This window comes from Bizionia sediminis, assembly GCF_042684585.1.
Classification (GTDB): domain Bacteria; phylum Bacteroidota; class Bacteroidia; order Flavobacteriales; family Flavobacteriaceae; genus Algorimicrobium; species Algorimicrobium sediminis.
Window position 1 is genome coordinate 897,788 of record NZ_JBHULS010000001.1, and the last position, 13,572, is coordinate 911,359.

General features: G+C 39.5%; 9 protein-coding genes and 3 tRNA genes. 5 read left to right on the forward strand and 7 right to left on the reverse strand.

What is annotated here, in order from left to right; genetic code table 11:
• Positions 1-31 precede the first annotated feature (31 nt).
• From ACFSQP_RS04040 to ACFSQP_RS04055, 4 genes are all read left to right on the forward strand, one after another.
• On the forward strand, positions 32-700 hold the full coding sequence (locus ACFSQP_RS04040; protein ID WP_376891973.1) for an HAD family hydrolase: 669 nt from the start codon (positions 32-34) through the stop codon (positions 698-700).
• A 137-nt stretch (positions 701-837) separates the two neighbouring features.
• A tRNA-Ser gene (locus tag ACFSQP_RS04045) sits at positions 838-921 on the forward strand.
• Positions 922-991: 70 nt separating this feature from the next.
• Positions 992-1,066: transfer RNA gene (locus ACFSQP_RS04050), tRNA-Pro, on the forward strand.
• A gap of 18 nt (positions 1,067-1,084) precedes the next feature.
• A tRNA-Arg gene (locus ACFSQP_RS04055) sits at positions 1,085-1,158 on the forward strand.
• Between the two features lie 307 nt (positions 1,159-1,465).
• On the opposite strand, the gene ACFSQP_RS04060 is transcribed toward ACFSQP_RS04055, so the two are convergent.
• The 7 genes from ACFSQP_RS04060 to ACFSQP_RS04090 all read right to left on the reverse strand — a co-directional run bounded on the left by ACFSQP_RS04060 (position 1,466) and on the right by ACFSQP_RS04090 (position 9,014).
• Positions 1,466-2,050 (reverse strand): hypothetical protein, encoded by a 585-nt coding sequence (locus ACFSQP_RS04060; RefSeq protein ID WP_376891975.1) that lies wholly within the window; start codon positions 2,048-2,050, stop codon positions 1,466-1,468.
• 113 nt (positions 2,051-2,163) lie between these two features.
• Entirely contained in the window at positions 2,164-3,432 is a 1,269-nt protein-coding gene (locus ACFSQP_RS04065; RefSeq protein ID WP_376891976.1) for a hypothetical protein, read from the reverse strand.
• 33 nt (positions 3,433-3,465) lie between these two features.
• Positions 3,466-4,053, reverse strand: coding sequence for a YceI family protein (locus tag ACFSQP_RS04070; RefSeq protein WP_376891978.1), 588 nt, complete (start codon positions 4,051-4,053; stop codon positions 3,466-3,468).
• Between the two features lie 371 nt (positions 4,054-4,424).
• Positions 4,425-5,261: a universal stress protein gene (locus tag ACFSQP_RS04075; RefSeq protein WP_376891979.1), complete on the reverse strand. Its 837-nt coding sequence runs from the start codon at positions 5,259-5,261 to the stop codon at positions 4,425-4,427.
• A gap of 70 nt (positions 5,262-5,331) precedes the next feature.
• The gene (locus ACFSQP_RS04080; protein WP_376891980.1) at positions 5,332-6,156 is read right to left on the reverse strand and encodes a universal stress protein; all 825 of its coding nucleotides are present in this window, start codon (positions 6,154-6,156) and stop codon (positions 5,332-5,334) included.
• Between the two features lie 197 nt (positions 6,157-6,353).
• Positions 6,354-7,097 carry a succinate dehydrogenase/fumarate reductase iron-sulfur subunit gene (locus ACFSQP_RS04085; protein WP_376891982.1) on the reverse strand — a complete coding sequence of 248 codons (744 nt, stop codon included), beginning with the start codon at positions 7,095-7,097 and terminating at the stop codon, positions 6,354-6,356.
• 6 nt (positions 7,098-7,103) lie between these two features.
• Positions 7,104-9,014, reverse strand: a complete 1,911-nt coding sequence (locus tag ACFSQP_RS04090; RefSeq protein ID WP_376891984.1) for a fumarate reductase/succinate dehydrogenase flavoprotein subunit — start codon at positions 9,012-9,014, stop codon at positions 7,104-7,106.
• Positions 9,015-9,706: 692 nt separating this feature from the next.
• Here ACFSQP_RS04090 and ACFSQP_RS04095 point away from each other — a divergent pair.
• A complete protein-coding gene (locus ACFSQP_RS04095; RefSeq protein ID WP_376891986.1) occupies positions 9,707-13,486 on the forward strand; it encodes a LamG-like jellyroll fold domain-containing protein in 3,780 nt (1,259 codons plus the stop codon).
• Positions 13,487-13,572 lie beyond the last annotated feature (86 nt).

The following is a 13,572-nucleotide window of genomic DNA, read 5'->3' on the forward strand; positions in this document are numbered from 1 at the left end:
GCTTCTAAAAAAATTAAAAGCACAAACCACAATGTTAAAAGCAGTATTATTTGATATGGATGGTGTAATTGTAGACACCGAACCGTTGCATAAAAAAGCCTATTATGGCATGTTCAAAACCTTAAAACTACCAGTTACCACGGCTCAATACGAATCCTTTACAGGACAGTCCACTATAAATGTTTGCAAAAGGCTGTGCACCGATTTCGAATTACTGGAAGCACCGGAGAATTTGGTACAAATAAAGCGCCGTATTTTTAAAGAATTATTTATTTCCGATGCCAGTTTACAACTTATTCCCGGGGTGCTTGATCTTATTCAAGATTACCACCAAAATGGTGTCACGCTGGTTTTAGCCTCTTCAGCTTCTATGCAAACCATTAACAGTGTTTTCGATCGGTTTCAATTAAATCCATATTTTAAAGCCAAATTAAGTGGCGCCGATTTAAAAGCCTCCAAACCACATCCGGAAATATTTATTAAAGCAGCGCAAGCATCTGGATATGCTAAAGAACAGTGTTTGGTTATAGAAGATTCCACAAACGGTATAAAAGCTGCCAACGGTGCTGGTATTTTTTGTGTAGCTTATAACAGTAAACACTCCAAAAATCAGAATTACGACACAGCCAATTTGGTGATAAACGATTTTAGCAGTATTTCCTACAAACGGGCCAAAAACCTTTTAGCCGCTCAATACTAGCTGGTTATTTTTAGAGCCTAACAAAAAAACCAATATTTTAAATTTTTTACTAAAAAAATCAATAAAAATAGTTGCGTTACTGATATTGGTTAGTTACATTTGCATCCGAATTCAAAGGAACGTTCTTATAGAATAAAGGAGAGGTGCCAGAGTGGTAATGGAGCAGATTGCTAATCTGTCGACGCGTAAGTGTCGCCAGGGTTCGAATCCCTGTCTCTCCGCTTTTTTTTAGATAACCATGCAAAGTTGTTTTCAGGTTTCTTCCGTACAACTTTTACAATTTATTTTTTTCGGGGTGTAGCGTAGCCCGGTTATCGCGCCGCGTTTGGGACGCGGAGGTCGCAGGTTCGAATCCTGCCACCCCGACAATATTTTTAGGGTTACGGGCTCGTAGCTCAGCTGGATAGAGCACCTCCCTTCTAAGGAGGCGGTCATAGGTTCGAATCCTATCGGGCTCACAAGAAACTTCGCTAGTAATGGCGGGGTTTTTTTGTTTTATAGCCCTTTTTCAACTTCCTTTTTAAAAGTCCTATTTATGGTAAATTATGCTATATTTCTGGTAAAAAACAGGATAAAAACAGGATAAAATAGCCACCTTTTTTACGAAATTAATTATACACATACCTGTGAGTTGGCAACACAGTAGCACCTACATTTTGAACGTTTGGTATATCAATTTTACGTGTGTAACCAACCTGCTTTTAAACAGTAATGTTTTGCAAAACCAAGGTAGCTTCAGACTGGTTTGGGAGCAGCTTCTTTTTTTTAAACCTTTAAATGTAAATTGAAGTCTATTTCAATAATATCATGTACCGAAATCATCCCAAACAACTTTTTAGGCGTTTCCAAATCAAAATCGTTTAAGTTAATTTTTAAATCGCCTGTAACATGCCATTCGTGTGTACCGCTTAAATGCAATGGTAATTGGTAATTACGCGTTATATCGGCTATTTCTATAGCAACTTGGGCATTTACAATGTCTGGGTTATTGGTTCGTTTTATTTCCTTTAAACTTAAAAAAATCTGCGGATGCGCGTCTGCTTTTAGGGTTTTTTGAAAGTCTTTATTTATCATTTTACCGCCACAATCAAAAGCATCACTATGCAAAACAAGCGTGGCTTTCTCGAAAGCAATGGTATTGGAAGCTAAATAATAGTTTATAGGTATTGGATTTTTTAATTCCTGCATATTAAAATGGCAGGAAAAATTGTTTACGTTACTAGACCCTTTTAATACTAACGAACTGTTTTGAGATACGGTAACAGCGGTCTTATTTAATTTTGATGTATGGATACCAAAAATTAAGGTTGCTAGCGTAGAAAGATACAAGAGGATTCTAATACTAATCATAATTAATGGGTTTTTGATTGAAAAAATAAAAACTAATCTTTTAACACCTAGCCTGGGCTATGTTGTGTGTGCTAAAAGATTAGTTTTATACTATGAAATAATGTATTAAGCTTTTAGAAACTAATAACAGCTTCCACAACAGCACCGTTAAATTTAGCGTCGTCATATAGACTTCCTACTGGAAAATCTGTGTAGTTTTGGTTAACATATTCAGCTTTTACTAAAATATTTTTAGTTAAAAACCAACCAGCTCCAGCTTGAATTCGGTCAATTTTAGCATCTTCACCACTAGCTAATTCAGCATCTACTAGGTTATAACGACCACCAATGTAGAAGTTTTCTGTGCTACCAAATCTGTAAATAAGCTCTCCGGCATATTGTTGTGTTTTACGTCTGTCCACTTCACTGCTATTTCTTCCCGAGGTAAGCTCCACTGTTCCAAAAAATTCCAATCCACCATATTTTACAAATGGGTTAATCATGATGGCTGTAATTTTGTTACCAAATCCTGGGTTAAAACGTCCAGATCTAAAATCATCTCTGTCTGTGGCAGCATCTTGCATAATATCGTAATATCTAGACCCTGCTCTATCTGCGCTGTATAAATACACGTTTTGTGCATAACCGGTGTTGTATAACGAGCCTGTTAAACGGAATCTTAAATCGGCGTTTAATTGCTTATCGAAGCCTAATTTGGCTAACAATGCCGCACCTCCAGTAGAACCGTCTACTTTAGTTACCTTTTGGTTTAGTTTACCATTACTAAATCCAAGCATACCAAAGAAGCCATTATCGGTATGGTAATATACCTCTGCACCTACCTCGGTTGTAAAGGAATCCATTATTAAATTACCTACAAATGGGTTGTAAATAGTTTGGGCGTTATCACTTCTTCTAAAATGAGCATCGCCATAGTTGTTTTCCATATGCCCAATTTTAATGGTAGCATGCTTCATAATATCGCTTAAAAAGCCTTTGCTTACAAAATCCAATTTATCAATGGTAATATAGCCACCTTTTACATAAGGCTCTGGGTGGTGTCTAGACGATAAATAAGTTCTTAAGTGTAAGTTAATACCATCGTAAAGCGCAACGTCTAAATCTAAATTAGCTGTGGCCAAATTAAAGTTATATCCTACTTCTCGTAAAGGTGTAATACCCGAGTTTTCGTTATCAATGGCCTGAAATTGTAATGCAAAGGAACCGCCAATACGTACTTTTACATTTTCAAAGGTTGTTAATGTGTCTTTAACAGGCTCGAAAACGTTAACACCATTTTTATCTGGCTGCCTGTAGTTGTCTAGGTTTCTATTCTGGGCATATAAGCTACATCCTGCTAAAATAGCTATGACTAGAAGTGTGTTTTTTAAATTTGCTATCATTTTAATTAGTTTTAAGGTTTTTGTTTGTTTTTATTAGATACTAAATTTGTTTTTAAATGAAATAACTACCTCATCGCCTGTTTTAACGGTGCCAAAAAGGGCTTTTGGAGGTTCTACATTATAATCGGTCATTTTTAATGGCTTCTCGCCTTCTAAAGTTACTTGATGGCCTAAAATAGTCATGGTTAAATCCAAGTCAATTTCTTTTTTAACACCAGCAATAAATAAATGGCCCTTGGTGCGCACTAGGTACACATTGTTACCTTTACTAGTGGTTTCATTTACCGTTGTTAAGTTGAAAGTAATGGTTTTATAGTCGTCGTAATTTAATGCCTCGTACGTATTTTTATTCATGGCATTTTTACCACTTTCCAAACCTTTTACATCTATGGTAATGGCGCATTTTTCGAGGTCGCCCGTTTCCAAATTGTTAAAAACCAAAAACCCAGCTTGTTTTTCGGCATCAATGGTCCAATCGTGTAAATTAGAGGTCCCTGCAATGGTTAAAGAAGACTGATTATTTTGTAATTTTAACTCTTGCGCCTGTGCTGTATTAAATACTAATAAAAGGCATGAAATAATTCCTAATGTTCGTAAAACATGTGCTCTTGTGTTTGTCATAATTTGCTTGTTTTTAATTCTATTACAAATGTCCAAATTATATAGAGCAGAATCTATGATAAAAGTCATAGTAAGGCTTTTTAAAACCCTAAAAACCTAGAAAAAAGATATTTTTAACTATTTAAAAAGCGGACAAGTTATTGACTAAAAGATGCTTATAAAGTAGGGATTGGTATTGGTGGTAAAACAGGAAAAAATTACTTTTTTTTAAGGCGAAAATTATTTTAAAAAACACGTGTAAAAAACAGGGATTTTTAGTGAAATTTTTCAGCATAATGCCAAAAAAAAACAGGCTTACAAAACAAGCTTCTGAATGGCTTGTTTTGTAAACCTGAATACCTATAATAGGTAGGTTAAACTAACGTAAAAACTTAATCTACTCGCGGAATAACCAAAAATGGCACAAGCGAGTGGTAGCCCATTTTTTTAATTACGGGTTCTTTAATTAAGTTTTCTACAAAACTGTGCTCGTAATTAATCATGGTTAGCATATCGGCATTTTCTTCTTTTATAAAAGTAGTTATGGCTTGTTCCTTTTTACCTGAATCGGATAACCAATTAAACTGGTGTTTATAAGCTTCAAAATAGGTTTTTAGCATGGCTACATTTTCCTTTTGCTTGGCGTTAAGCGACTCTTCTTTATGAATATGAAGCACATCTATATGGCTATTATGTAAATCGGCCATGGCGCGAATTACCTGCAATTCGTCACCAAAGAAGCGGTTAAAATCCGATGGAAATACAATTTTTAAAGGTTTGCGGTAGCTAAAATTATCTGGCACCAACAAAACAGGGCAGCTGCGCATTTTATTTACAACCGACACGGTATTACTTCCAAATAAAAATTCTTGCGCACCAGAGGCGCCTTTGGTACCCATTACAACCATGGTAATGCCTTTTTCTTTTACAGCAAATTCAATGGCATCTTCTACAGAGCCAATAGAAAAAATAGATTCAAACTCATGGGCATCATTGCTTGTTTCTGCTTTTGCTGCTTGCACGACTTCGGCTAAATTAGCTTTGGCTTCATCGCGAAAAGGTTTTATATAACTTTCTGATAGCTGCGTTCTAACACCCGAGTTAATAAAGGTCCAAGCATGCGAAAAATAAAAGGTACAGGCCTCGTTGGCATACAATTGTAAAGCATATTTGGCTGCTGTCCAGGCATTATCGGAAAAATCTGTTGGTATTAAAATATGGTGTTTCATAACGACTATTAGTTAGTATTTAAAACAAAATTAAGGCTTTACAGCTACAAACAAAATATTTCACAGATGTTTAACCTGGAATTACCATAAACGGAATTTTTAATTGCGCGCCTATCTTTTTTATTACCGGTTCGTTTAAAAGAATTTCAATAAAGGTTTGCTTGTAGTTTATCATGGCCAAAATATTGGTTTCCGATGCTTTTATAAATTCGGTTATACCTCGCTCCTTTTTATCGTAATCGGGAAGCCAGTGTAATGTATGTGGATGGTGTTCTAAAGCTATTTTTAACTGTGCCAAATTGTGTTGCTGGTCTTCAGACAATTCATCTTCAGTATTAATATGTACAACATGAATGTGTGCGCCGTGCAAATTGGCCAAGGCTATTAGCGGTTCTAATGTTTTGCCATAGGTGCGAATAAATCCTGTTGGAAAGGCTATTTGCGTGGGAACTTCATATTCAAAATCGTCTGGAATGGCTAACAACGGGCAGGATTTTAAATTCTTAATGGTATCGATGGTGTTTGTACCAAATACAATATCCAGCGCACCGGTTATTCCTTTGGTGCCCATAACCACCATATCCACATTCTGACGGTTGCAAACCGACTCTATGGCATCTTGTAGGTCGTAGGTACATAAAATAATCTCAAAACTATGCTTTGGATTGGCATTTTCAGCTTCTGCTTTCAATTTTAACTCGGTTAAATCCTCTTGGGCATTCTCCGTCATAACACGCGATAGCTTGCTGGAGAAACTGGTACCTGTTGAAGCTTTAAGCATCGTTGAATGTAAAAAGTAAAAGGTACAGGCTTCTTGTTTAAATAACTGAAAAGCGTAAAGCGCCGCCGTCCAAGCGTTATTTGAAAAATCGGTTGGTAGTAATATATTTTTCATGTTAATTGCGTCTTGTTTTAAATATGTAAATTAGAAGGAGCCGTTTTTTTATCCTATGATAAAAGTCATAAAATTAACAATACCAAACAAAAAATAATAGGCGTTTTTCGTGTTTTGTAATTGCCAGTCGGCATTCTTCGATTAAAATTAACACATTTTTTTTAAGCTAATAACAAAAACAACATTTTAAGTTTACTTTAACCAAACAATTTAGCTTGTAAGTAGCGTTTATGCATTTCTGCTATACTGCTCATGCTAATACCCGCCGGACAAACCACTTCACAGGCCCCTGTAAACGAACAGCTACCAAAATTTTCTAGGGCCATTTGTTTGGTCATGGCCATTAAACGCTCATGTGCCTCGGGTTGGCCTTGTGGAAGCTTGTTTAAGTGATTTATTTTAGCAGCGGTAAACAAGGCTGCCGAAGCGTTTTTGCAAGCTGCCACGCAAGCACCACAACCTATACAAGCGGCAACATCCATGGCGGCATCGGCAACTTTTTTAGGTATTAAAATAGCATTAGCTTCTGGTGCGGTTCCTGTTTTAGCGGTTATATAGGCGCCTTGTTCTATAATTCTGTCTAAAGCCGAGCGGTTTACAACTAAATCCTTTACCACCGGAAATGCGGCTGCACGCCAAGGCTCCACCACAATGGTTGCACCGTCTTTAAAGCTGCGCATGTGCAATTGGCAGGTAGACATGTGTGCATGTGGCCCGTGGGCTTCTCCATTTATAACCACACCACATTGGCCGCAAATGCCTTCCCGACAATCCGATTCGAAAGCCACCACTTCTTGACCGTCTAAAACCAATTGTTCGTTTAAATAATCTAATGCTTCTAAAAACGACATGTCTTCCAACAAACCACTTAATTTGTAGGTTTTAAATTCACCGCTTGTATGGCTGTCTGCTTGTCGCCATATTTTAAATGTTACATCCATACTTGCTTATTTATAACTTCTTACAGTTGGTTGTACGTACTGAAAACGTAAGGGTTCTTTATGTAAATTGAAGCCTTCGGGCGTATATTCCCAAACCGATACATAGGCGAAATCGGCGTCGTTGCGTAAAGCTTCGCCTTCTGGTGTTTGGTATTCTTCTCTAAAATGGGCCCCACAGGATTCATTGCGTTGCAGGGCATCGGTACACATTAATTGCGCTAATTCAATAAAATCTGCCAAGCGCAGGGCTTTTTCTAATTCAGGGTTTAAGCTATCGGCACGACCCGGAATTTTAACATCGGTCCAAAAGGCCTGCTTTAAGGCTTCAATGGCTTTTAAAGCCGCTTCTAATCCAGCCTTATGCCTGCTCATAGCACATTCTTGCCACATAATTTTTCCGAGTTCCCTGTGGAAATCGTCTGTGGTTCGGGTGCCATTTACGGCCATTAGTTTGGCAATTTGCCCAGATACCTCATTGGCCACAGCTTGAAATTCTGGGTGATTAACGTCTGGGCGTGGCTGTTGCAAAGCGTCCGCTAAATAGGTGTTTATGGTATTGGGCAAAATAAAATAACCGTCTATACTGGTTTGCAATAACGAGTTTGCTCCTAACCTATTGGCTCCATGATCGGAATAATTACATTCGCCTATAGCATAAAGCCCGGGAATGGTTGTCATTAACTCATAATCTACCCAAAGACCGCCCATTGAAAAATGGGCCGCTGGCGATATTTTCATGGGTTCTTTATAGGCATTAATGCCTGTAATTTTTTCGTACATGGCAAACAAATTACCATACTTATCGGCAATACCAGCTTTTCCTATGCGTTCTAAAGCGTGTTTAAAATCTAAATACACGGCATTTTTTAAGGGCCCCACTCCATATCCGGCATCAATACGCTCTTTTGCAGCTCTTGACGCAATATCGCGCGGCGCTAAATTGCCAAAGCTGGGATAGCGGCGCTCTAAATAATAATCGCGTTCGGCTTCGGGAATGTCTTGCGGTTTGCGGGTGTCTTGCTTTTTTTTAGGTACCCAAATCCGTCCGTCGTTTCGCAGCGATTCAGACATTAAGGTTAATTTAGATTGGGCATTACTGGTTTGTGGTAAGGCTGTTGGATGAATTTGTGTAAAGCTTGGTGCTGCAAAAAAAGCACCGCGTTTATGGGCTTTCCAAATAGCGCTACCATTACAACCAATGGCCAATGTGGATAAGCGAAACACGCGCGAGTAGCCACCGGTGGCCAAAACAACGGCATCGGCAGCAAATTTAACCAGGGTGCCTGTTTCCAACTGCCGGGCAATTACACCTTTTGCTTGCCCATTTATAACCACTATATCCAACACTTCGTGCTTGGGTAGCATGGTTACTTTTTTGGCATGTATCATTTTAGACAACTGCGCATAGGCTGCCAATACTAACTGCTGACCCGTTTGTCCGCGGGCATAAAAGGTACGCTGCACTTGCACACCACCAAAACTACGATTGGCCAAAACGCCGCCATACTCGCGCGCAAACGGCACACCTTGCTGCACAAAATGATCTATTAAAGGTGCCGAAAGTTCCGCTAAACGGTAAGTATTGGCTTCGCGCGACCTAAAATCGCCTCCTTTTAAGGTATCGTAAAACATACGCCACACACTGTCGCCATCGTGTTGGTAATTTTTAGCCGCATTAATCCCGCCTTGTGCCGCAACCGAATGCGCGCGTCTAGGCGAATCCTGATAGCAGAAACAGGTAATTTGATAACCCATTTCGGCTAATGTGGCAGCCGCACCGGCCCCAGACAAGCCAGAACCGACTACCAAAATATGAAGCTTTTTTTTATTAGCTGGATTTATTAAACGCGATTGTGCTAAATAATTCTGCCATTTTTCTTGAAGTGGTCCTTCTGGAATTTTTGAATCTAAAACCATATTATACTTATTTCACACTACTCTATTAGTCTGGCGCCTATTTAAACGCCATTAGTACCGTTTTTAAAAAGGTCGTTATTTGGCTCTTTTTTACTTTTGAAATACACCATTTTAATTAATTAACAGCCGCAAAAAAATACGCCTAATGTCACGACAAGTAACTCCAATTTCCTGCTGAAAAACATCCCTTTAAAAAAGTCCTGATTACAAATTGAAACCAAGGTTCAACGTCCCAATTTGGCGTGTACAGAAGGTGCTTTTCAATACCTTTTCCAGCTAAAAACCAGGGTAAGGATTTCAGGTTGCCAAAACACCTAAAATACGAAAATTAAAGCAATTTTCCCAGCCCGAATGGCCTTGTTTTTAGCTTTTAAAATATGCAAATGGGTTACCTGTAACATAGCCAAAAGCGTGGCAGAACAACTACTATAAGTGCTTAAGCACGTGGCGCTTGTTACTACCACCGAATGTAAAAGCGGTAAACAACCGTTTTTCAGCTAACTAACTACTTGTAGAAATAAACTTACAAAGATTAATTAGGCACTTTGCCGATTATATTTGAGAACCACAACAACGCGCGGTAAATTTGAACTCCCTCAAAATAATGATTTTACGTAATTGGTAATCGGTGCTTGAAGTTGTCCAAAACAACCTAGCGGTCCTATTACGTCATTAAACGCTACAACCAATTTATGAAAAACGTATTACAACAGCTCCAAAAAACAAATGCCTGGCTTACCAAGAAGCCAATTACTACCAATAGGTTTGTCACTTCCTCTTTAAAAGGCGCTACAAAAACCTGCTTACACCAATTTTTAATAGGCCTTGGCTTTTTTGCTTTAACCACTGTTGGCCAAGCTCAAAACGTAAATACCTCAACAGGCTCGGGTACCAGTACCGCCCCCGAATTTGCCATTAGGGCTACCGTAGAAGTATGGGGCGCCGGTGGTGGTGGTGGTGGATCAACCTTCTACACAAGACCAGGATCTGGGGGCGGTGGCGGTGGCTATGCCCAAAGAATTTTTAATGTGGCACCCGGAAACACCTTTAATTACAGTGTTGGTAATGGTGGTAGTGGTAATCGTGGCAATGGTGGTAATGGTGGTGCCTCTACAGTTACCTTTATCCCAAGCGCAGTAACGGTTAGGGCCAATGGCGGTGCTGGAGGCGCTGGTGATAATGAAAATGGCGGCGGTGCTGGTGGTTCTGGTTTTAATGGTACAACAAATATTAATGGTCAAGATGGTAGAGGTGCTGAAAGATCTGGTTTGGGTTATATTGGCGGGCGCGGTGGAAATGCAGGTAACATAAACAATACCGGAGGTTCAGGCGGAGAAAATAGTGATGGGAGTAACGGTACCACACCTGGCGGCGGCGGCGGCGGCGGAGATGCAGGTTTATTTTTACTTTTTATTACAGTACCAGCAGACGGCGGCGACGGTGCTAACGGACAGGTACGTATTACCTACGAATTAAAAAAACCCACTATTACTAGTTTTTCGCCTAGTACGGTGTGTGCCGGCGAAAATCTAACCATTACAGGTACCAATTTGGACGATGTAACAGCTGTTAACATTGGTGGCACAGCGGCTACTATTGTTAGTACAGCCGCCAATACCCTTGTTGTAACAGTTGGTAATGGTACTACAGGCCCCATAGGCATTACCACGCCCAGAGGTTCTATAACAAGCAGCAGTTCGGTTACTGTAAATCCGGTGGTGGTTGCTACAGCAAGTATCAGCTCGGCTGCACCAAGCAGTTGTAACGATACTACTGTTGCATTAAACGCCAATGGTTCGGGCCAATGGACCGCAGTATCCAATCCGGCAGGTAGCTATTTTAGTTTTGAAGATAGCAGTAATCCAAATAGTGAATTTACAGGCGAAAGTGGTTTCGAATACACCTTAACCTGGACCATTAATAATGGTTCTTGTGGCAATTCCACAGCAAGTGTTACAGTTAATTTTCCAGATTGTGGCGATAACCTATTTTTTGATGGTACAAGTACCTATGCCAATTTTGGAAACGCTTATAATTTAGGCAGTACCTTTAGTATTGAAATTTGGGTAAAACCAGATTCTATCCCAGGGGGTAGACAAAATATTTTAGCCAAACGGGATAGAGGTAATAACAACGGGGGCTACGATTTAAGTATTCGTGGCAACAGAATGACGTTTTCAATGAACGACACCGTTTTACGCAGCAGTGAAACAATTAGCACGACCCGTTGGTACCATGTGGCCGTAACTCACAATGGCACCACCGCAAGGATGTATATAGATGGTAAATTTTCAAATAGCCTAAATGTGGTGCCACCTAGTGCCACCAACCATAATACCTTTTTAGGTGGTAAATATAGAAATAACCAAAAGCCTAATCAGTTTTTTAAAGGCGATTTAGACGAACTGCGTATTTGGAATGTCGCTTTAACGGAAGCACAAATTCGCCAGATGATGAATCAGGAAATTAAACAGTCTGGAACAGCCGTACAAGGCGCTATTATTCCGCAGCCTATTTTGGGTTTAAACTGGAATAATTTAATTGGCTATTACCAAATGAATCAAGTAGCCCGCTTTTCTGGCGATACTGTTGATATAGCCAACGGTGTGCTGTTGGCAAATGTGGGTGTAAATGGCAATTTAAACAATATGATGAGCCAACAAAATGAAAGCGCGCCACTACCTTATGTAAGTAGTAGCACCGGTGGCACTTGGGACAATGCCGCTACCTGGGAGAACGGAAGCGTCCAAATGATTCCGAATACCAATAACGTAGATTGGAATATTGTTAAAACAGTTTCGGCAGTAAATTCTGGTAACCGCGCTACAACGCTGCAAGGTTTATTGGTTTCGGCAAACCGCTACACGGTAGATAACAACCAGGTATTACAAATAACTAATTATTTAAAAATAGATGGTGTGTTAGATTTAGAAGGCGAATCGCAATTACTACAACCTGCCAATAGCCAAGTAGATTATACCGGTACAGGAGCCTTACATCGAGATCAGCAAGGTACTACCAACTTATATAATTATAATTATTGGTCCTCCCCAGTAAGTAGCAATGGCAGCACCTTTCAAATTGGTTCTGTATTACACGACGGCGCAAACCCTGTAAATTGGGTTTCGGCACATAACGCCACAGGAAGCAGTAATCCCGTAACCTTAAGCAGCCGTTGGTTGTATTTATACGAAAACTACCCAACAGACTCCTATGCCGATTGGAATTATATTTCGCCAAGCTACAATGTTCCTGTTGGACTTGGCTTTACTATGAAAGGAAGCGGTGTGGGCGATCCTGAAACCGATTTACAAAATTATACCTTTGTAGGCCAACCAAACAACGGTGTTATTAACCAACCAGTTACAAGTGGTAATGAAGCACTTATTGGTAATCCGTATCCATCGGCAATAGATGCAAATGCATTTATAAACGATAACGCGTCTGTTATAAGTGGTACTTTATATTTCTGGGAGCATTCCAAAACCAACAGAACCCACGTTACCAGCAATTATGAAGGTGGTTATGCCGCCTACAACTTATTAGGTGGCAATGCAGCTACAAGTCCGCCTTCTGGATTGGATTCCGTAGGCGACATTGATAAAATACCACGTCGTTATATTGCAGTTGGACAAGGTTTTTATGTGGTAGGTGACAATGGCGGAACCATTACATTTAATAATGGGCAACGCGCTTTCAAAAAAGAATCGGAGGCAAATACGTCGGTTTTCTTTAGAAATGAAACCAACCAACACGCGCAAACCGAAGGCCAAAATGACGTTATAAAGCGTTTGCGCTTCAATTTTAAAACACCAGAAGGCGCTTTAAGACATATCTTGTTAGGCTTTACACCTAATAACGAGGCAACAGATGCGGTAGATTTTGGCTATGATGCCCGTAATAACGATTATTTTCCAAGCGATATGTCGTTTTTAATAGATAACAACACCTATGTTATTCAAGGTGTAGGTGCGTTTAATACAAACAGTATGTATCCTCTTGCCGTTAAAATGGGGGTTACAGGTTTGGCAACCATTGGGCTTACGGCCACTGAAAATTTTGATGCTGCTCCAGATGTATATGTTTACGATGCGCTTTTAGGAAATGTGCACCGCATAAACCAGAGTGCTTTCGAAATTACGTTGGAAGCTGGTGTATACGATAATCGCTTCTTTATAGTTTTTCAAGATCCTAACAGTTTGGGCGTAACACAAAATACCCCAGACCAAGCGGTTGTAAATTATGTACATACCAGACAACAAATTGTTATAAAATTGCCTAACAACATGCAAATTAAGCAAGTACAACTTTTAAATATGTTAGGGCAAACTGTACAAACTTGGGAAACAACGCAGAATCCTAATAGCACAGAACTTACTGTAAGTAGCGTATCTGCAGGAAATTATATAGTACAAGTATATACTGCAAACAACCGCCGGATTACCAAAAAAGTAGTTGTTTCGGGTCTTTAAACCGTTATTTTTAAAACTAAATTTAGTGAAGCCGCTCTGTAAAAGGAGCGGTTTTTTTTGGCAATGCCATGAGCGTCAAGCGGATG